This is a genomic window from Sneathiella chinensis, assembly GCF_012720115.1.
Taxonomy (GTDB): domain Bacteria; phylum Pseudomonadota; class Alphaproteobacteria; order Sneathiellales; family Sneathiellaceae; genus Sneathiella; species Sneathiella chinensis.
This window is the reverse complement of record NZ_VNWN01000008.1, coordinates 134,242-153,872: the sequence shown is the minus strand read 5'-3', so window position 1 is coordinate 153,872 and position 19,631 is coordinate 134,242. Positions and strand designations below refer to the sequence as shown.

Genomic DNA, 19,631 nt, shown 5'->3' with positions numbered 1-19,631 from the left:
AGTTGCCGGTTATTGTCAATAAAAAACAAATACTTATTTGGATTTAGGGGGAGTGTGGTGCGGAAAGCACTATATATGGTGACTCTCAAGCACTTCCTGTTCAGGTAGAGGTAGTAATTTAAAATCCTCGCAACCCGATTATTAGTCCGATTGAATGTATGGTGTGAATCGTTCCACCAGAATTTCGTAGATGTCCTTCTTGAACGGAACGATGCGCTTTGGCAGTTCCGATACCTCCAGCCACCGCCATTCGGAAAATTCCTGATGCTCGGTAAAGATGTTGATGTCTTCATCCGCGCCTGTCAGTTGGAACAGGAACCATTTCTGCTTCTGGCCCCGGTATTTTCCTTTCCAGACCTTGCCGATCAGGTGGTCAGGAAGGTCATAGGTCAGCCAGTCCGGCAACTCGTAAATAAGCTCGATCTTGTCGGTCCCGATTTCCTCAAGCACTTCGCGTCTGGCGGCGGTCAGCGGGTCTTCGCCCGCGTCAATCCCGCCTTGTGGCATCTGCCAGTGGTCGGAGGCCATATCGATCCGCTTGCCGACAAAGACCTGCCCGTGCCTGTTGATCACCATCATTCCGGCACAGGGGCGATAGGGGAGGTCTTGTACGGGGGTCATTGGAATTCCTGTCTGTTGACGGCGGCGGAAACGGGCACGAGGGCAAATCCCTTTCGGGACAGGGTCTGGGCCCAAACCTGGAGGCGCTCCAGTGTCACCGGATAGGGATAGCCGATCCCGATCGCGGTACCGGTATAGCGGGCGATACGTTCCAGATCGGCAAGGCGGGCGTCAATGGTGGCCCGGTCAGCCTTGTGATCCAGAAAGCGGTTATTGATGGCGACGGGCAGGTTGAGGCTGGCAGCAAGGGGCCCAGCGACGCTTTTAGATGAGGTCCGGCCGTCAAGGAACAGCAGGCCGCGCTCCTTGAGGACTTCCAGAACGGGCTGGATATCCTCGGCCGAGGCGGTGAATTTTGACCCCATCTGGTTGGTCACGCCCGTATAGCCGGTAAAGCGGCCCAGCATCCATTCAAGGCGATTGATATTTTCCTGATCGGTCAGGCTGGTCAACAGGCTTTGCGGCCCGGGATCGTTGGCCGGATAGCCGAACGGTTCCATGGGCAGTTGCAGCAATACCTCGTGCCCCGCAGCGCGGGCCTCTTCAATCCAAGCCTGCAAATCCCGGGCATAGGGGTTGAAGGACAGGGTAACCGCCCCCGGCATGTTCTGGATGGTGGAGCGGGTCGCGGGCTGGCTCATGCCCATTTCACTGATCACGATGGCGATCCGCGGGCGTTCCATGGGATCGGCAAACGGTCGGGCATAGGTGCGCCACGGCAATTGCCCTGAGGGGCCGATCACAGGCAGCAGGCCGTGGGCCGATGGGCGGGTCAGGTCCGGGTGGGGGACGGGCGACAGAGAGAGGTCGATATCTCCCGGTATCGCTGATTGTTCAGTCTTTTCCGTCTTTCCGGCGTCTTCCCCCTGTTTCACGGCGTCGGCTGTTCCCGGCTTTTCCGCAGGCTCCTTGGGCGCTGCATCTTCGGCCTGTTGCGGGGCTGGTGCGGCTTCCGGCTTCGGTGTGGCCTCTGGTGCCGGAGCGGGTGTGGTCCCATCCGCAGGCTTGTTGGGGGTGGGTTCAGGGGCGGGTTCCGGCTCCGGCTCCGGGCTGACAGGCGCGGGTTGCGCGGCAGGGGCCTGTTCTGTAGCAGGGTCCGCACCGGGCTGTTCTTCGGTGGGGCTGTCCGGTGTCGGTGATGCCGGTTCGGATGCCGTGTCACCTGCGGCGGCGTCACCGGATGTGTCTTCGGGGGATGTGGCGGCGGGGGATGTGTCATCGGCGGGGGGCGCCGGGACAGGCGTTCCGATGACGGCGGTGGCAGGACTGCTGTCCGATGCCGGCGGTTGTTGTGACACAGACCAGTAAATCCAGCCCGCAGTACCGGCAAGCGCCAGAAACAACAGGATGTTCAAAACAGTCAAAACCGACATCCGTCTTGGGGATGCCGGTTCTGTCTGGTTATGGTTGTCCTTCCCACGCACGGTAAACTACATCACTCCGGGCTTATGGTTGTCGGGGACTTAAAATCCCTTTTTTGCAAACAGGGATACCCCGCGCAGCAGGTCTTTTGCCCGCAGCAGCTGGTAATCCTGCATGCCCTTGTCTTCTCCATCGGCTGCGTCGGCCTTGCCGTCGGAATCCAACTCTGTGCCATTGCTCAGGTGATTTCTGAGGTCGGCTTCAGAACGGCGTCCTTCCGGCTCCAGAATTTCAAGGCGCGACTGGCGGACCTCGATATCCGGTGTGATGCCCTTGGCCTGAATGGAAATACCGGAGGGGGTGAAATAGCGGGCTGTCGTCATGCGCATGGCCCCGTCCCCCTGCAGCGGCACGATGGTCTGCACAGACCCTTTGCCGAAGCTCTTGGTTCCCAGAATAACCGCCCGGCCATGATCCTGCAGGGCGCCGGCAACGATCTCGGAGGCGCTGGCGGAACCGCCATTGATCAGAACCACGATGGGCTTGCCATCCACGATATCATCGGATGTGGCGTTGTACCGCTGGGCATCGTTCGGGTCGCGGCCCCGGGTGGATACGATTTCCCCTTTTTGAAGGAAGGCGTCACTGACCGCGATGGCCTGATCCAGCAGTCCGCCGGGGTTGTTGCGAAGGTCAAGAACCAGACCCTTGAAGTCGTCCCCGGCCTGTTCCTTCAACTCACCAACAGATTTGCGAAGACCGTTGTCGGTCTGTTCGGTAAAGCTGGAAATCCGCACATAGGCAATGTCATCGTCAAGCAGCCGCCCGCGGACAGACTGAACGGTAATCACGGCCCGGGTGACGGTGATCTCGATCGGCTCTTTCACATTTTCACGGCGGATGGTGATGGCGATGTCGGTGTCCACCTCGCCGCGCATCCGTTCGACGGCTTCGGACAGGGACAGTCCCAGAACCGGTTCGCCGTCCAGATGTGTGATATAGTCACCGGCCTGAACGCCGGCCTTTGCGGCAGGGGTGTCATCGATGGGGGTCACGACCTTGACCAGGCCGTTTTCCATGGTCACCTCAATGCCAAGACCGCCGAACTTGCCGCGGGTCTGGACCTTCATGCCCTGATAGTTCTTGGGGTTCAGGTAGCTGGAATGGGGATCAAGGGAGGCAAGCATACCATTGATCGCAGCCTCAATCAGGGCAGCGTCATCCACTTCCTCAACATAATCCTCGCGGATCTTGGCGAACACATCCCCGAACAGATTAAGCTGACGATATGTTTCCGAACTGGCCTCGACCTCTCGTTCCGGGGTCGTCAGAATTGTCAGGGACAAGACGACAATTGCGACCGCCGTCAAGCTCGTAAACACGTATCTCATCATCCACTGACCTTTCTACTTCCTGCCATTAGCCAGGGCACCGGGTTGACCGGCGTTCCCTTATCTCTCAATTCCATATATAGGGTCGGATTTTCATCATTTCCGCTATTCATTTGTCCGACCGGCTCGCCCGCCAGAACAAGTTGTCCAACAGCACCTTCAATCGACCCCAATCCTGCCAGAAGGGTATGATACCCCTCCCCATGATCAATAATCAACAAAAGCCCGTAATGACGAAACGGTCCGGCAAAGGCAATTTGCCCATCATAGGGTGAAACTACCACAGCGTCGTTTCTTGTTTCTATCACAATCCCATTTTTTTTGTTCGCGGAACGCTTGTTTCCAAAGCTGGAAACGATCCGCCCGCCCACAGGCAGCGGCAGGCTGCCCTTGACCTTGGAAAACGGACGCCCGGACCCGAGGGCGGCGAGGGACTTGCTGGCCTCTGCCGGTGAGACCCGCTTTCCGGCAGGCGTCTCCTGACGGGGAGCTTCCGCTTTTCTGGACGGGACCGGCGTCGGGATTGAGGCGACCGACTGGCCACCCGTCTGCCGGTTTTTCGCGGCATCGGCGCGGCGTTTGGCCTCGGCTTCTGCCTCGGCCCGTTGGCGGGCGGCGGCTTCCTGCTGCAGTTTTTCCTGCCGGGCGATTTCCTTGGCGATGCGCTGGCGCTCCGCTGCAAGGCGCTGCTTTTTCTCTTCTTCCAGCCGCAGGATCAGGGCCTCGAAATCACGGGCTTCCTGACGCAACTGTTCCTGTTTGCGGGCTTCCCGCGTGCTTTGCTGGCGAAGGGAGCTTTGGGCCTCGTCCTTGGACTTGAACAGGGCGTTCAGGGTTTCCTGTTCTGACTGGCGGCTTTCCTTCAGATGCAGGAAGTTCTTTTTTTCTTCCAGATGCTGATCCCGAAGAGAGGCAAGGGTTTCCAGTTGCTGGCTAAGCTGGTCTGCCTCCCGTTTCAGTTCGGGCACCGCCGATTTCAGAAGCACCGAGGTGCGCAGGCTGTTGATCAGGCCTTCCGGGTTGCCGATCAGGGTGCCTTCGGGCTGACGGCTGAGCTGCAGGAGCGCGGACAGGGTCTCGCCCAGATTGTCATGTTGCTGGTTGAGGGCGGCAAGGGTCTGGTTTTCGATATCCCGGATATCCGCCAGCCGCTGTTCTGTGTCGATCAGGTCCCGGTCCAGCCGTGTCAGCTTGGTGGCAACGGAAACGGCTTTTTCCTTGATGGACCGGATTTCAGAAGACAGCAGGTCCAGCCGGGCGGACAGGTTTTCCTGCCGCTCGCTGGATTGTTCCATGGCTTTCTTGAGACGCGCCAGTTCCTCATCGGGGCTGGCCGCTTGGGCAACCCCGCCGGAAAAGAGCATGAAAAGGGTCAGGGCGGCGGTGATCAACCCCGCCCTGGCAGAAGCGGTATTTCCGGTCTCAGGAAACCGCACGGCGGGTCCGGTCCGTATCACCGGGGCTGGCCAGGTTCCGTCCGGTCATGTCTTCCGGGACCGGCAGGCCCATAAAGCCGAGAACGGTGGGCGCCACATCCGCAAGGGTGCCGTTTTCAAGGGACAGGTCGCTGTCGCCTGCGGCCAGCACAAAGGGAACCAGATTGGTTGTATGGGCCGTATGCGGTTTGTGGGTTGTCTGGTCTTTCATCAGTTCGATATTGCCATGATCCGCCGTGACCAGCATAACCCCGTTCGCCGCTGTGACGGCTTCGGACAACTGGCCGATGCAGGTATCAATGGTCTCCACGGCCTTGATGGCGGCTTCCATGACACCCGTATGGCCGACCATGTCGGGATTGGCGAAATTGACCACGATCAGGTCGAAACGGTCGCTGCGGATCGCGTCCAGCAGTTTTTCAAGAACCTCCGGCGCGGACATTTCCGGCTTCAGGTCATAGGTGGCGACCTTCGGGCTGGGCACCAGAATGCGTTCTTCCCCGTCAAAGACGGTTTCCTCGCCGCCGTTCAGGAAAAACGTCACATGGGCGTATTTTTCCGTTTCCGCAATGCGAAGCTGTTTGCGCCCGGCCATGGCCGTCACCTGACCCAGTGTGTTCTTGACCTCAACCGGTGGGAACAGGGCCGGAACGATGGGGGCAAGGGCGGCGGAATATTCCACCATGCCGACAATGGTGGCCAGCTTGGGCATGGTTCCGCGATCAAAGCCGTCAAACGGCTCGTCCGTAATGGCGTTCAGCATCTGGCGCGCCCGGTCGGCCCGGAAGTTGGCCATCAGGAAGGCATCGCCGTCCTGCATCCCGGCAAATCCGTCCAGAATGCGGGGTTTCAGGAATTCGTCGGTTTCCTCATGGTCGTAGGCGTCCTGAATTGCCGCGACCGGATCGGTTACGGCGGCACCGGTGCCGTGGAACATGGCGTTGTAGGACAGGATGACCCGATCCCAGTTCATGTCCCGGTCCATGGCGAAATAACGGCCACAAAGGGTGGCAATGCTGGCGCCCGGAATGGCGGCGAGAGCTTCGGCAACCTCTTTGACATAGTCGGCGCCGCTGGTGGGCGGGGTGTCGCGCCCGTCCATGAAGCCGTGCAGATACACGCGGATACCGGCATCGGCAACGATCCGGGCCAGGGCAACCATGTGATCCTGATGGGAGTGAACACCGCCGGGGGATAACAGCCCTGCAATGTGGCAGGCGCCGCCTGTTTTTTTCAGGGTGTCGATCAGCGTGTTCAGTTCTGCGTTTTTCGCAAGTTCGCCCGTATGGATGGCCCGGTTGATGCGCGGCAGGTCCTGCAGGATGACCCGGCCGCTTCCGATGGTCATGTGACCCACCTCGGAGTTGCCCATCTGCCCTTCGGGAAGACCCACATCCTCGCCGGACGTGCCCAGCAGGCTCATGGGGCGGGTGGCGACCATGCGGTCCCAGTTCGGGGTGTTGCCGCGAAGGATGGCATTGTCGGCGGCGTCGGTCCGATGTCCCCAACCGTCCAGAATGCAAAGAAGGACGGGGCGTTTTTCCTGTACGGGTGTCTGTGTGCTCATAATTCTGCAGTTATACCGGTTGCTGGTCTATAAGGCTAATATTTTCAAGGGGGTGCCGCCGGGCGTCATGCCCGGTGATAGGGATGGTTGGTCAGGATGGAATGGGCCCGGTAAAGCTGTTCCGCAAGCAGGCCCCGCACCATCAGGTGGGGCCATGTCATCTTGCCAAGGGACAAAAGATGATCCGCCGCGTTGAGGGTGCTTTTGGAATGACCGTCCGCCCCGCCGATCAGAAAGGCGACATCCTGTATGCCTTCATCGGCAAACCGCCCGAGAAGGGAGGAAAACTCGACGCTTCCATATTCTTTTCCGCGTTCGTGAAGGGCGATTATTCTGGCGCCTTTGGGAACCGCTTTCATGAGGAGTTCCGCCTCCCGTGTTTTCAACTGTTCCCCGGAGAGAGGTTTCTTTTCCTCTACTTCCTTCAGGTCCAGTTTCCAGGGAAGGCGTCCGGCATATTCGGAATAAAGCGATTCCAGAGGACCGCCGCGAAACCTGCCAACGCTGGCAATGGTAAGGCGCATCCGTTTCCTCCTGTATCATCAAGGTGGCCGAAGCCACCCGGATGTTAGTGTGTCATTTCCGCCGGGGCGTTCGGGGACCAGATTTTTTCGAGATTGTAGAAATCCCGGACTTCCGGCCTGAACAGGTGAATGATCACGTCTCCGGCATCGACAAGAACCCAGTCACAGTTGGCCTTACCCTCAATCTGGGGGGCACCGTAACCGGCTTCCTTGATGCGTTCTTTCAGGTGATCCGCCATGGCACCTACCTGACGGGAGGAGCGGCCATTGGCAATAACCATATAGTCTGCGAAGGAGGTTTTTCCTGAGAGGTCGATGGAAACAACATTTTCCGCCTTGTCGTCCGAGAGAATTTCATGGACCAGATCGCGGAGTTTCAGAACTACAGCTTGTTTAGCTTTCATAATAAGGGTTTATATATTCCAAAATGATTAAACCGGATACTTGTCCTTAATGTGGGGGTAATCAGCATCAAGAGCAAGACTTTCCTTAGTTTATCCGGTTTTTTCTTATATCCGTGCTACTTAATTTGAGCTTTGTCTGCGGCAGGAAGATCCAGCAGGGGGCCGTCCGGTTCGCAAATCGGGAATCGGGCTTGCGCGAGGCAGGGGGAAAGACCCGCACATGCCTGTAAAGGCTGGCCGCTTTTCCGGACAGGGCCCGGTAGGTATAGCCGGGCCGATCGAACACTGCTACCGGCACCTGTTCAAAGATTTCCTGCCATTTATACCAGCGGGTGATCTGGATCAGGTTATCCGCGCCCATCAGCCACACAAAGTGGTTCTGGGGATAACAGGCTTTCAGCCGGGCGAGGGTGTTGGCGGTATAGGTCTCGCCCAGCCGCTTCTCGAAATCCGATATTCGAATGGCGGGATGGCCAGCTACTTTCTGTTCGGCGGATTGCAGACGGGCTGCGTAATCGGCCATCCCTTCCGTTGATTTCAGCGGGTTCTGCGGAGAGACAAGCCACCATACCTGATCCAGCCCGAGAGAGCGCAGGGCCGTCAGGCTGATCTGGAGGTGACCATCATGGGCAGGATTGAACGAGCCGCCCAGTAATCCGACTTTCAGCCCCGCCATGCTGCCTCAGGGCCGGGTCTGGCCCGTGCCCCTTACCTGGTATTTATAGCTGGTCAGCTGTTCCACACCGACCGGGCCACGAGCGTGCATTTTCCCGGTGCTGATCCCGATTTCCGCACCCATGCCAAATTCGCCGCCATCGGCAAACTGGGTCGACGCATTGTGCAGGACAATGGCGCTGTCCACTTCGTTCAGGAAGCGGGCAGCCGCAGTGGCATCCTCGGTGATGATGCAGTCCGTATGGTGCGAACCATATTCAGCGATATGGGCCAGCGCCTGATCCATGCCGTCCACGATCCGGACGGACAGGATGGGTTCCAGATATTCCGTGGCCCAATCTGCCTCGGTCGCGGGGACGGCGGCGGGCATCCGGGCGCAAACGTCTTCGTCACCGCGAATCTCACATCCCAGTTCCACCAGTTTGTCGAGGATGGGCAGGAGGTGGGTGTCCGCGACGGCCCGGTTGACCAGCAGGGTTTCCGTGGCCCCGCAAATGCTGACCCGGCGCATCTTGGAATTGGCGACCAGACTGACGGCCTTTTCAAGATCGGCCTTTTCATCCACATAGACGTGTACCAGTCCATCCAGATGGGAAAAGACCGGAATGCGGCTTTCCTTCTGGACCCGTTCAATCAGGCTGCGGCCCCCGCGGGGGACAATCACATCGACGGTTTCTGACATGGTCAGCAACTTGCCAACCGCCGCCCGGTCCGTGGTCGGAATGATCTGGATGGAGGCTGCGGGCAGACCGGCTGCGGACAGACCATCCTGAAGACATTCCCAGATGGCGCGGGAGGAATGATAGCTTTCTGATCCGCCCCGCAGGATACAGGCATTGCCCGCCTTCAGGCTGAGGGCGCCGGCATCGGCGGTTACGTTGGGACGGGATTCGTAAATGATGCCAATCACACCGAGGGGCACGCGCACACGGGAAATTTCAAGGCCGTTGGGCCGATCCCATTCCGCAATCACATCGCCGATGGGATCGGGCAGGGCGGCAATAGCCTCAAGCCCCGTGGCAATGGCGTCGATCCGCTCTGCTGTCAGTTGCAGGCGGTCCAACATGGCCTCGGACAGGCCTTTGTCGCGGGCGGCGGCAAGGTCTTTTTCGTTGGCGGCAAGAATGTCGCCGGTGCGGCTTCGCAGGGCTTTCGCCCCTTCCAGAAGCGCGGTGTTCTTGGCGTCCGTCGGGGTCAGTGACAGTGTCTGGGCCGCATCTTTTGCGTTGCGTCCCAGTTCCTCCATCACGCTGTCAATTGACTGCCCTTCTGTAATGTTGGAAAAAACTGTCATAATCTCGTATCCGATCTACTTCTGTGTTCAGTTCAGTTCAGTTCAGTTCAAGGCAAGCTCGTCGCGATGAATCATTTCATCCCGGCCAGAATAGCCGAGTATCCGGGCGATCTCACCACTTTTATAGCCTTTGATTCGGGCGGCGTCCTCTGATGAGTAGGCCGATAGGCCGCGCCCAAGCTCCCGTCCATCCTTGGCATAGACGGTCAGGCAGTCGCCACGTTCAAACGTTCCGGTAACCTCCAGCACCCCGGCGGGGAGCAGACTTTTGCCGCGGCCAAGGGCGGCTTCCGCCCCTTCATCCACGACAAGGGTTCCAAGGCTGGTCAGGCTGCCGGCGATCCATTTCTTGCGGGCGCTGCGGGGGGTGTCCTGCGCCACAAAGCAGGTGGTGCGGGCCCCGTCCTCAATGGCCTTGAGGGGATGAGACCGCTTGCCGCTGGCGATAAACATGTGACAGCCGGCGGCGGTTGCGATTTGCGCCGCCTTCAGCTTGGTCACCATGCCGCCGCTGCCCACATTGGTTTGCACCCCGCCGGCCATGGCAAGGATCGCGTCATCCAGAACCGCCACTTCGGGAATATGGGCTGCGTTCGGGTTGGTGGTCGGGTCACTGTCATACAGGCCGTCCACGTCACTCAGCAGAACCAGACAATCGGCGCCGATCATCTGCGCCACACGGGCGGCCAGACGGTCATTGTCGCCATAGCGGATTTCACTGGTGGCCACCGTATCGTTCTCGTTGATCACGGGAATCGCCCCAAGGCTCAGCAGGGTTCCAAGCGTGCTGCGGGCGTTCAGGTACCGGCGCCGTATCTCGGTGTCGCTCAGGGTCAGCAGAATCTGGGCGATGTGGATATCGAAGGTGGCGAGGATTTCCTGATAGGCGTGGGCCAGTTGAATCTGACCCGTTGCCGCCGCCGCCTGCTTTTCCTCCAGCCGCAGGGCCCCGGTTTTCATACCCAGAACCCGACGCCCGATGGCGATGGAGCCGGAGGAGACCAGCAGGACTTCCTGTCCGCGGGCCCGCATTACGGAAATATCCTCGGCAAGGGCTGTCAGCCATTCGCGGCGAATCTCACCGCTTTCCTGTTCGACCAGCAAAGCGGATCCGATCTTGATCACGACCCGCTTTGCCTTGGTGAAACGTGAGGTCAGGGTTGCCATGTCTTGGGTTCTTCTCCGGCTTCTTTACGAGCAGCTTCTTCTTCTTCGGCTTTTTCTTCCTGTTTGTCCCGGTTGATGATTTCCAGCAGGGCAAACAGAACCTCGTCCACCTTGTCGCCTGTCACGGCGGAGATGGTCATCACTTTCTTCCCGGCGGCCTTTTCCAGTTCGGCCACCTTTTCCTCGATTTCCTCATCGAGAAGCGAATCAATCTTGTTCAGGACCAGAATCTCGTCCTTTGCCGCAAGGTCCTGGGCATAGGCTTCGAGTTCGGTGCGAATGGTTTTATAGGCACCGACCACATCTTCCTGAGTGCCGTCCACCAGATGCAGAAGAACGCGGCAGCGCTCCACATGACCCAGAAAACGGTGGCCAAGGCCGATTCCCTCGGATGCGCCCTCGATCAGGCCGGGGATGTCCGCCAGAACGAATTCCTTGCCGCCAACACCGACCACGCCCAGTTGGGGAACCAGTGTTGTAAAGGGATAGTCGGCAATTTTTGGCCGGGCCCGGCTTGTGGCGCTCAGGAAGGTGGACTTCCCGGCGTTGGGCAGGCCGACAAGACCGGCATCGGCGATCAGTTTCAGGCGCAACCAGACCCAGCGGTCCTCGCCGGGCCAGCCGGGTTCAAAACGCCGGGGCGCCCGGTTGGTGGAGGATTTGAACGCCGCGTTACCGCGTCCGCCATCGCCGCCCTTACACAGGACAAGGCTCTGGCCGATCTCAGTGAAGTCGGCAATCAGGGTTTCGTTATCCTCTTCAAGGACCTGCGTTCCAACGGGAACCTTCAGAATCACATCAGGTGCCGCAGGGCCGGTCCGGTTCCGGCCCATGCCGTGGCCGCCATTCTTGGCCTTGAAATGCTGCTGATAGCGGTAATCGATCAGGGTGTTCAGCCCCTCGACGCATTCCACAATCACGGAACCGCCGCGCCCGCCATCGCCCCCGTCGGGGCCGCCGAACTCGATATATTTCTCACGGCGGAAGCTGAGCGAACCGGGCCCGCCATTGCCGGATTTCAGATAAACTTTTGCCTGATCTAGAAACTTCATGGAACCAGTCGCCTGTCTGTAGATTGAGGAGGGGGGAAGGGGCAGCGGATATCGTAGCCGGAAACAACAAAAAGGGGAATGGTCGGACCATTCCCCTTCTTCAATCTCTAAAAATCCGTGATCGGTGGCTTATCCCTGGCCGTCTACGGATACATAGATTTTTCCGCCACTTTTCTTGGTGAATTTCACTTTACCTTCAGTAACGGCGAAGATGGTATGATCCTTGCCCATGCCGACATTCTCACCCGGGTGCCATTTGGTACCGCGCTGGCGCAGAATGATGTTGCCTGGGATTACGACTTCACCGCCGTATTTCTTGATGCCAAGGCGGCGACCTGCGGAGTCGCGACCGTTACGGGATGAACCGCCAGCTTTTTTATGTGCCATCTAGCTTACTCCTCGGTTTGGGCGTCAGCGTCCTGCTTGGGAGCTGATTTCTTTGCCGCTGCTTTTTTCGGTGCCGCTTTCTTGGCGCCGGACGCTGAAATGTCGGTAATGCGCAGAACAGAGATGTCCTGGCGATGACCGGCTTTACGGCGATAGTTTTGGCGACGCTTTTTCTTGAAAACAACGATCTTGTCAGCGCGAGCCTGCTCAAGAAGGGTTGCTGATACTGTCGCACCTTCGAGCACTGGTGAACCCAGAGACAAAGCACCGTCGTCACCGCTGATAGCCAGAACGTGGTCCAGCTCTACGTTATCGCCGGCTTCGCCTGCGAGGCGTTCTACCTTGATAACATCGTCTTTGGCGACTTTGTATTGCTTGCCGCCGGTTTTGATCACTGCAAACATGGCTGATCCGTTTCGAACATAATGAATGGCGCCGAGACGCTTGCCCAGCACACCGCAATTGAAGGGCGCAATATATCCATGACCTGTTGTAAGTCAATACGATTCAGTTACGGATATGAAGTTTTTGTTTCAAACCTCGTTTTCGGGGGTGAATCCGGGGAAAAGAGCGGGAAAAAACATGCCGGGGTTGTGGGGGGTGCCCTTGCGATACGCATATGAGGAAAAGGTGGGGTGGGGAAAAGGCCCGAAACCGGGCCGAAAAATTGAATCAGGCGGGGGTCTGGGGATTTACCTGATGCAAGTAATGTTATAATGTAACCCTTTCGATCCTGAACCAACTGGAAGAATCCCATGCATCTTTGTCATGAACATGAGGTGTGCGTTGAAACGGCGCTGGCCACCGCAGACCAGATCTGTGAGGAGCGGGGCGTGCGTTTTACGGATATTCGCCGCCGCGTGCTGGAACTTGTGTGGGAGAATCATGGCTCCGCCAAGGCCTATGACCTGCTGGAACGGCTGGGCGGGGAATATAGTGCCAAGCCGCCGACCGTCTACCGGGCGCTGGAATTTCTTCAGGAAAACGGACTGGTGCACAAGATCAACAGCCTTAACGCCTATGTAGGGTGCAGCCATCCGTTGCAGCATAAGGATTGTTTCTTCCTGATCTGTTCCCGCTGCAACGAGGTCCAGGAATGCTGTACAGAGCCGGTGGCCAATGCGGTCTGGCAGATGGCAGCCAAAAGACATTTCAAGCCGCGCCATACGACCCTTGAGATCGAGGGTCAGTGCCAACAATGCCAAGTGCAGAACTGAGTTGATGGAAAATCTGATTTCGGCCAAAAATGTGACGGTCATTCGCGACCGGCAAACCATTCTGGATGATGTAAGTGTGGATGTGGGGGCGCGAGACTTCCTGACCATTATCGGGCCCAATGGGGCGGGCAAGTCCATGTTGCTAAAATGCCTTATGGGCTTTTACGCCCCGGACAAGGGGCATGTGACAACCCGGCCGGGTCTGCGTGTGGGGTATGTACCGCAGCGTCTGGTGGCGGACCCGACCATCCCGATTACGGTCCGGCGGTTCCTGACCTTGCGGAAAAAGGTGAAACAGCAGGAGTTGGACCGGGTAATCGCCGAAACCGCGATCGAGCCCTCACTGAACAAGCCGCTGGCGGTGCTGTCGGGCGGCGAGTTGCAGCGGGTTCTGCTGGCACGGGCGTTGTTGAATGACCCGGAGCTTCTGGTTCTGGACGAACCGGCGCAGAATCTGGATATCACCGGGCAGTTGGCCTTCTACAAACTTCTGGAAACGGTTTATCGGGAACGTAATATCAGTGTCCTGATGGTGTCCCACGATTTGCATCTGGTGATGTCCTCCACCCGGAATGTGCTTTGCCTGTTCCACGAGGTCTGCTGTATTGGTGAGCCAAGGACCGTGACCCGAGACCCCGAGTTTATCTCGCTTTTCGGCCCGGACATGGCACAACTGATGGCGAGCTACCAGCATCATGACCATCATGCCCATTCTCATGGTCATTCCCACGATCATTCCCATGCCGACGCCTGTCGTCACCCTGAACCCTCCCCGCAAACGACCGGCGAGGAACAAACAGATATCCCTTCGGCGAAAACGGAAAGCTCCTCCCATGCCTGATCCTTTTGTATTGCGTGCCCTTGCTGCCGGTATCGGCATCGCGTTGATTGCAGGGCCATTGGGATGTTTCGTGGTGTGGCGGCGGATGGCCTATTTCGGGGATTCCCTTGCCCATAGTGCCCTGCTTGGGATTGCGTTGGGGCTGCTCACCGGTATCAGCAGCAATCTGGGGACGGTGCTTGTCTGCTCCGGCTTTGCGCTGATTCTTCTGTGGCTTCAACATACCCGGGTCTTTGCGACGGATACGTTGCTGGGGATTTTGGCCCATGCGGCCCTGTCCCTTGGTATGGTCGCCATCAGTTTCGCTGACAATCAGCGCTTTGACCTGCATTCCTATCTGTTCGGCGACATCCTGACCGTTCAGGTTCGGGACTTGTACTGGATTTACGGCGGGGGTGCGGTGGTTCTGGCCCTGCTGTGCCGCAACTGGCTGTCCCTGACCCTGATGACCATTCACGAGGATCTGGCACGGGCAGAAGGGGTTCGGACCTTCTGGGTCAATTTGATGCTGATGATGTTGATGACCATTGTGGTTGCGGTGTCGATCCGCATTGTGGGCATTCTTCTGATCACGGCGCTGTTGGCTATTCCAGCCGCAACGGCCCGGCAGTGGGTTCGCAGCCCCGAAGCCATGGCCATTCTGGCGGCGCTGTTTGGCTTGGTTGCCGTATTTGGGGGAATTTTCGGATCGGCCTATCTGGATACCCCGACAGGCCCGTCCATCGTGACGGCGGCAACGATCCTGTTTGCGGTGCTGTTGCCCCTGTCCGCCCTTCTGAAAAACAGGTTTTCCTTCTGACGGTTTTTGATACCCTGTCAAAAATATCTGATGGGGAGGAAGAAATGGGACATCCGGTAATTGACAGATGGCACGAGGTCATCAAATCCGGGGATATCAAGGCGCTGGAAGCACTGCTGGATGACGAGGCGGTCTTCCATTCGCCGGTGGTTTTCACGCCGCAGCGGGGACGCCGGATCACTACCCTATATCTGGCCGCCGCCTTTCAGGTGCTGGGGGGATCTTCCTTCAAATATTTGCGAGAAGTGATCGGGGAGACGGACGCCGTTCTTGAATTCCAGACGGAAATCGACGGTATCACGATTAATGGCATCGACATGATCCAATGGAACGACGCTGGCAAGATCACCGATTTCAAGGTGATGGTCCGGCCGCTTCAGGCCATCAACAAGGTGCATGAAAAGATGGGCGAGATGCTGGAGAAATACCAGAAGGCTGCGTCCTGATCGTAGCCGCCTGCTAGTCGGGGATGGAGAAGGTCAGGCGATCACTGACCGCCTCCATCACGATAAAGGTGCTGGTATGCTGTACCTGCGGCAATTGGGCGATGGTGGTGCCCAGAAACTGTCGGTATTCGGCCACATCCCGGGTTCGAACCTTGAGAAGATAATCAAAATTTCCGGCAATCATGTGACAGGCCTGAATTTGCGGAACCCGTTTGACCGCCTGATTGAATTCCTGAAGGGCGCTGGTGGTGGTGTCTTTCAAGGTGACCTGCACAAAGGCAATATGGCCCGCCTCCAGCCGGGTGGGGTCCAGATAGGCGCCATATCCCTGAATAACGCCCGAGGCCTCCAGACGCCGGACCCGTTCAATGCACGGGGTTTTGGACAATCCCACCCGGTTTGACAATTCGGTCATGGTGATTCGCCCGTCTGTCTGAAGTTCTTTCAGTATTTTCTTGTCTATCTTGTCCATTTGACCGTTTTCGTGCTGATTGACAGGAAAGTTGTCATGTTTCCCGATAGTATACAGTAATATCGTGTTTATATTATCAATTATTTGGTCATATTTACTGTTTTGATTGCCCTATCTTAGACTCTATACCCGCCGACACCGGCGGTTGTGGTCACCCGGTCGCTTACAAGAGGGCACTTTCATGACTGTTCCATCCGGCTCGCATTCCGCTTTACTGCGTTCCCGTATTAACGCGCATTTCATCTGCAACGAAGACAAGGCCCTTCAGGAACTGGAGCAGTATCTGGATCTGCCCGAGGAACATCGCCGCCGGATCGAGGATGAGGCGTCGGAACTGGTACGCCAGCTCAGGCGGGCGAAAAAGCCGGGAATGATGGAAACCTTTCTTGGGGAATATGGCCTGAGCACCGAGGAAGGCGTCGCCCTGATGTGTCTGGCGGAGGCCCTGCTGAGGGTGCCGGACGAGGATACCATCGATGCCCTGATCCAGGACAAGATCGCCCCGGCGGACTGGGCGCGTCATGTGGGGCATTCCAGTTCCCCCCTTGTCAATGCGTCCACATGGGCCCTGATGCTGACCGGCAAGGTGATCGCCCCGACCAAGGCTGAGGACTGGGACGTGGTACAGAATGTTCGGAGCGTGATCCGCCGGGTGGGGGAGCCGGTGATCCGCAAGGCGGTTGCCCAGGCCATGAAGATACTGGGGCACCAGTTCGTTCTGGGGCGCACCATTGCCGAGGCCGTGGAACGCGCCCGGGGCATGGAGCAGAAGGGGTATCAGTATTCCTACGATATGCTGGGAGAGGCAGCCCGGACGGGGCGGGATGCCAAGAAGTATTTTCTGGCCTATTCAAAGGCGATTACCGGATTGTCGGAACGGGCCGCCGACCCCGATATCCGCAATAATCCGGGCATTTCCGTGAAATTTTCCGCCCTGCATCCCCGCTATGAGTTTATGCAGTGGGACCGGGTCATGAAGGAACTGGTGCCCCGGGTTTCCAGTCTGGTGCAACAGGCAAAGAACGCCCAGATGGGGTTCAATGTGGACGCCGAGGAAGCGGACCGGCTGGATTTGTCACTGGATGTGATCGAGGCGGTCCTGTCCGACCCCGACCTTGCCGGATGGGACGGGTTCGGCGTGGTGGTGCAGGCCTACAGCCCGCGGGCCTTTTATGTGCTGGACTGGTTGTATGACCTGTCTGTCCGCCTTGATCGCCGGATCATGGTGCGGCTGGTCAAGGGGGCCTATTGGGATACGGAAATCAAGCTTGCACAGGTGGGCGGACTGGACGGGTATCCGGTATTTACCCGGAAGGCGGCAACGGATGTCAGCTATATGGCCTGCGCCCGGAAACTGCTGTCCATGACGGACCGCATCTATCCCCAGTTTGCAACCCACAATGCCCACAGTGTTTCCGCCATTCTGGAACTGGCGGGGAGCGATCTGGACGCGTTCGAGTTTCAGCGCCTGCACGGCATGGGGGAGGCCCTGCATGATCTGGTGCGCGCCAACAGGAAAACCCGTTGCCGGATCTATGCGCCGGTCGGGGTGCATGAAGATCTTCTGGCCTATCTGGTCCGGCGACTGCTTGAGAACGGGGCCAACAGCTCCTTCGTCAATCAGGTGCTGGACGAGAAGGTCCCGGCCCGGCATGTGGTCCGCGATCCGGTGACCCGCTTACAGGAAGAGCGGAAGAAACACCGGAGGACCCTGCCGGAGCCGGCCCATATCTATGATCACGGCCGGCAGAATTCCGCCGGGATCAACCTGCCGAACCCGGATGTGATGGCCGCCTACGAGGCGGGCCGCACCGCGTTCCGGGACACCGTCTGGCAGGCGGGCCCCATCGTCGGGGGGCAGATGACGGCCACGCCGGACAGGCCGGTTTACAATCCTGCACGTCTTGACGAACAGGTGGGCCTGACCGTCGATGCGAGCGAGGCCGATATCACGGCGGCGCTGGAACTGGCCGGAGGGGCCGGGCGGGACTGGGCCGCGACGCCGGTTTCAGAACGATCAGCCGCCTTGGGCCGGATTGCCGACCTGATGGAGGAAAACCGGATCGAACTGATGTCCCTTTTGATGCGGGAAGCGGGGAAATCCGTTTTCGATGCCATCAATGAACTGCGCGAAGCCGTCGATTTCTGCCGCTTTTACGAGCTGGAGGCAGGCCGGCTTTCCGAAGGGCCGGAGTTTGGCCCTTGCGGCACCTTTGTCTGTATTTCGCCGTGGAATTTCCCGCTGGCCATTTTTACAGGTCAGATCGTGGCGGCGCTGGTCACAGGCAACGCGGTGATCGCCAAACCGGCAGAGCAGACCCCGCTGGTGGCGGCCCGCCTTGTGGGCCTGATGCACCGGGCCGGAATTCCAGGTGATGTCCTGCATCTTCTGCCGGGGGACGGGGCCGTGGTTGGGGCGCGGCTTGTGTCTTCACCGGATATTGACGGCGTCTGTTTTACCGGGTCCACGGAAACGGCCCGGCTGATCAATCGCAGCATGGCCGCGCATGGGAACCCCTTTGCGCCGCTGATTGCGGAGACAGGCGGACTGAACGCCATGATTGTGGATTCAACCGCCCTGCCCGAGCAGGCCGTCCGCGATATTGTGGCTTCCGCCTTCCAGAGCGCAGGCCAGCGCTGTTCGGCGCTCAGGGTTCTGTATGTGCAGGAAGATGTCGCCCCCCGCATTCTTGAGATGCTGGAAGGGGCCATGGATGAATTATGTATGGAAAACCCGTGGAACCTGTCTGCCGATCTGGGGCCGGTGATTGATGCGGAAGCGCGGGACGGGATCGCCGATTATTGCCGCGAACAGGAAGCCGCAGGCCGCCTGATCAAAAAACTGCCGGTTCCGGCGCGGCTGCAGGGACAGGGGTATTTTGTACCCCCGACCGCCTTCCGGGTTACCGGGATCGCGGAGATGGAAAAAGAGGTTTTCGGGCCTGTTCTGCATGTGGCCACCTATAAGGCGGGGGAGATTGAACGGGTGGTTGAGGATGTGAACCGGGCCGGATACGGCCTGACCATGGGGCTTCACACCCGCGTCGATGGCCGGGTGCAGGATGTGGCCCGACTGGCGGCTGTGGGCAACCTCTATGTCAATCGCAACCAGATCGGCGCGGTGGTCGGGGTGCAACCCTTTGGCGGGGAAGGCCTGTCCGGCACCGGCCCCAAAGCGGGCGGCCCGCTTTACCTGCATCGGTTCCTGTGCCTTCGAAACGAAGGGGATGCACCGGTACAGGGCGGGTCAGAAGATCAGGCCGCAAACGCCCTTGAGGCACCTGAGGGTGCGGACCTGTCCCGTGTTCTGGATGCCTGCCGGACTGCCCGCTTGAAATGGGAAGGCACAGAGGATCGCCTGTCCCTGTTGGCGGGATATGCGGATCGGCTTTCCGGTGAGGCGGCCGGGGCCGTCAGGTCGGCCCTCACCCGGCAGCAGGAATACCGCCAGACAACCCGTGAATTGAACGGCCCGACCGGCGAGGCCAATACCCTTGATGTCATCGGGCGCGGGGTCTTTGCGGTTGTTGGGGCCGGGGATGATTGGGCTGATCTACTGATCCCGTTGTTGCTGGCTGGCAATGGCGCCCTTCTGGTGAATGCCTCACCGGAGGCTGAGGCCGGGCTTCAGGCGCTGGAAGGGGCGGGGCTGCCGTCCGGGATTGTGCGCCCCGTTCGGGTAGCCGATTGCGTTCGGGCAATGGGGACGCTGGAGAAACTGGCCGGGGTCGTCGCGGCGGGGATTCCCTTGGGCGAGGCGCGGAAAATCAGGCAGACGCTGGCGGACCGGGACGGACCGTTGCTGCCGCTTCTGCCGGGCGGGCGCGATTGGCGGGCGTTTGTCCATGAACGGGCCTTGTGCGTGGATACGACCGCATCCGGCGGTAATGCTGCCCTTCTGGCGTCTGTTGAGGGGTAGGCGCCGGTAGAGGAAAGGGGCGGCATACGCTTCGAGGGGGCTGGCAGGTAGGGCTCT

At 58.9% G+C, this 19,631-nt stretch carries 19 protein-coding genes; 5 read left to right on the top strand and 14 right to left on the bottom strand.

Annotation, left to right across the window (positions count from 1 at the left end):
- Positions 1-141: 141 nt before the first annotated feature.
- The 13 genes from FQB27_RS15585 to rplU form a co-directional block, all read right to left on the bottom strand.
- Positions 142-621 carry an RNA pyrophosphohydrolase gene (locus FQB27_RS15585; protein WP_169561996.1) on the bottom strand — a complete coding sequence of 160 codons (480 nt, stop codon included), beginning with the start codon at positions 619-621 and terminating at the stop codon, positions 142-144.
- Positions 618-1,985 (bottom strand): divergent polysaccharide deacetylase family protein, encoded by a 1,368-nt coding sequence (locus FQB27_RS15580; protein ID WP_169561995.1) that lies wholly within the window; start codon positions 1,983-1,985, stop codon positions 618-620. The genes FQB27_RS15585 and FQB27_RS15580 overlap by 4 nt, the downstream gene beginning before the upstream one ends.
- Positions 1,986-2,084: 99 nt before the next feature.
- A complete protein-coding gene (locus FQB27_RS15575; protein ID WP_169562079.1) occupies positions 2,085-3,374 on the bottom strand; it encodes a S41 family peptidase in 1,290 nt (429 codons plus the stop codon).
- Positions 3,374-4,765, bottom strand: coding sequence for a murein hydrolase activator EnvC family protein (locus tag FQB27_RS15570; protein WP_169561994.1), 1,392 nt, complete (start codon positions 4,763-4,765; stop codon positions 3,374-3,376). Before FQB27_RS15570 ends, FQB27_RS15575 begins: the two co-directional genes overlap by 1 nt.
- Positions 4,766-4,796: 31 nt before the next feature.
- Entirely contained in the window at positions 4,797-6,377 is a 1,581-nt protein-coding gene (gene gpmI, locus FQB27_RS15565) for a 2,3-bisphosphoglycerate-independent phosphoglycerate mutase (RefSeq protein ID WP_169561993.1), read from the bottom strand.
- 65 nt (positions 6,378-6,442) lie between these two features.
- Complete coding sequence (gene rlmH / locus FQB27_RS15560) at positions 6,443-6,901, bottom strand: 23S rRNA (pseudouridine(1915)-N(3))-methyltransferase RlmH (protein ID WP_169561992.1); 459 nt, start codon at positions 6,899-6,901, stop codon at positions 6,443-6,445.
- Between the two features lie 44 nt (positions 6,902-6,945).
- The gene (gene rsfS / locus FQB27_RS15555; RefSeq protein ID WP_169561991.1) at positions 6,946-7,305 is read right to left on the bottom strand and encodes a ribosome silencing factor; all 360 of its coding nucleotides are present in this window, start codon (positions 7,303-7,305) and stop codon (positions 6,946-6,948) included.
- A gap of 85 nt (positions 7,306-7,390) precedes the next feature.
- Positions 7,391-7,981: a nicotinate-nucleotide adenylyltransferase gene (locus tag FQB27_RS15550; RefSeq protein WP_169561990.1), complete on the bottom strand. Its 591-nt coding sequence runs from the start codon at positions 7,979-7,981 to the stop codon at positions 7,391-7,393.
- Positions 7,982-7,987: 6 nt separating this feature from the next.
- Positions 7,988-9,274 (bottom strand): glutamate-5-semialdehyde dehydrogenase, encoded by a 1,287-nt coding sequence (locus FQB27_RS15545; RefSeq protein ID WP_206374731.1) that lies wholly within the window; start codon positions 9,272-9,274, stop codon positions 7,988-7,990.
- 42 nt (positions 9,275-9,316) lie between these two features.
- Positions 9,317-10,441, bottom strand: a complete 1,125-nt coding sequence (proB, locus tag FQB27_RS15540) for a glutamate 5-kinase (RefSeq protein ID WP_169561989.1) — start codon at positions 10,439-10,441, stop codon at positions 9,317-9,319.
- Positions 10,429-11,493, bottom strand: a complete 1,065-nt coding sequence (gene obgE, locus FQB27_RS15535; RefSeq protein WP_169561988.1) for a GTPase ObgE — start codon at positions 11,491-11,493, stop codon at positions 10,429-10,431. The genes proB and obgE overlap by 13 nt, the downstream gene beginning before the upstream one ends.
- Positions 11,494-11,622: 129 nt before the next feature.
- Positions 11,623-11,880, bottom strand: coding sequence for a 50S ribosomal protein L27 (gene rpmA / locus FQB27_RS15530; protein ID WP_169561987.1), 258 nt, complete (start codon positions 11,878-11,880; stop codon positions 11,623-11,625).
- A 5-nt stretch (positions 11,881-11,885) separates the two neighbouring features.
- Positions 11,886-12,284 carry a 50S ribosomal protein L21 gene (gene rplU, locus FQB27_RS15525; protein ID WP_169561986.1) on the bottom strand — a complete coding sequence of 133 codons (399 nt, stop codon included), beginning with the start codon at positions 12,282-12,284 and terminating at the stop codon, positions 11,886-11,888.
- A 351-nt stretch (positions 12,285-12,635) separates the two neighbouring features.
- Between rplU and FQB27_RS15520 the strand changes: the two genes are divergently transcribed.
- From FQB27_RS15520 to FQB27_RS15505, 4 genes are read left to right on the top strand one after another with little or no spacing between them, the layout of a single operon-like run.
- Entirely contained in the window at positions 12,636-13,097 is a 462-nt protein-coding gene (locus FQB27_RS15520) for a transcriptional repressor (protein WP_169561985.1), read from the top strand.
- Positions 13,098-13,101: 4 nt separating this feature from the next.
- Positions 13,102-13,938 (top strand): ATP-binding cassette domain-containing protein, encoded by an 837-nt coding sequence (locus FQB27_RS15515; RefSeq protein WP_169561984.1) that lies wholly within the window; start codon positions 13,102-13,104, stop codon positions 13,936-13,938.
- Entirely contained in the window at positions 13,931-14,737 is an 807-nt protein-coding gene (locus tag FQB27_RS15510; protein ID WP_169561983.1) for a metal ABC transporter permease, read from the top strand. Before FQB27_RS15515 ends, FQB27_RS15510 begins: the two co-directional genes overlap by 8 nt.
- A gap of 44 nt (positions 14,738-14,781) precedes the next feature.
- Positions 14,782-15,183, top strand: a complete 402-nt coding sequence (locus FQB27_RS15505; protein WP_169561982.1) for a nuclear transport factor 2 family protein — start codon at positions 14,782-14,784, stop codon at positions 15,181-15,183.
- Positions 15,184-15,196: 13 nt separating this feature from the next.
- Here the strand turns inward: FQB27_RS15505 and FQB27_RS15500 are convergent, their stop codons facing one another.
- Positions 15,197-15,655, bottom strand: coding sequence for an Lrp/AsnC ligand binding domain-containing protein (locus tag FQB27_RS15500; protein WP_169561981.1), 459 nt, complete (start codon positions 15,653-15,655; stop codon positions 15,197-15,199).
- A 181-nt stretch (positions 15,656-15,836) separates the two neighbouring features.
- Between FQB27_RS15500 and putA the strand changes: the two genes are divergently transcribed.
- Entirely contained in the window at positions 15,837-19,574 is a 3,738-nt protein-coding gene (putA, locus tag FQB27_RS15495; protein ID WP_169561980.1) for a bifunctional proline dehydrogenase/L-glutamate gamma-semialdehyde dehydrogenase PutA, read from the top strand.
- Positions 19,575-19,631 lie beyond the last annotated feature (57 nt).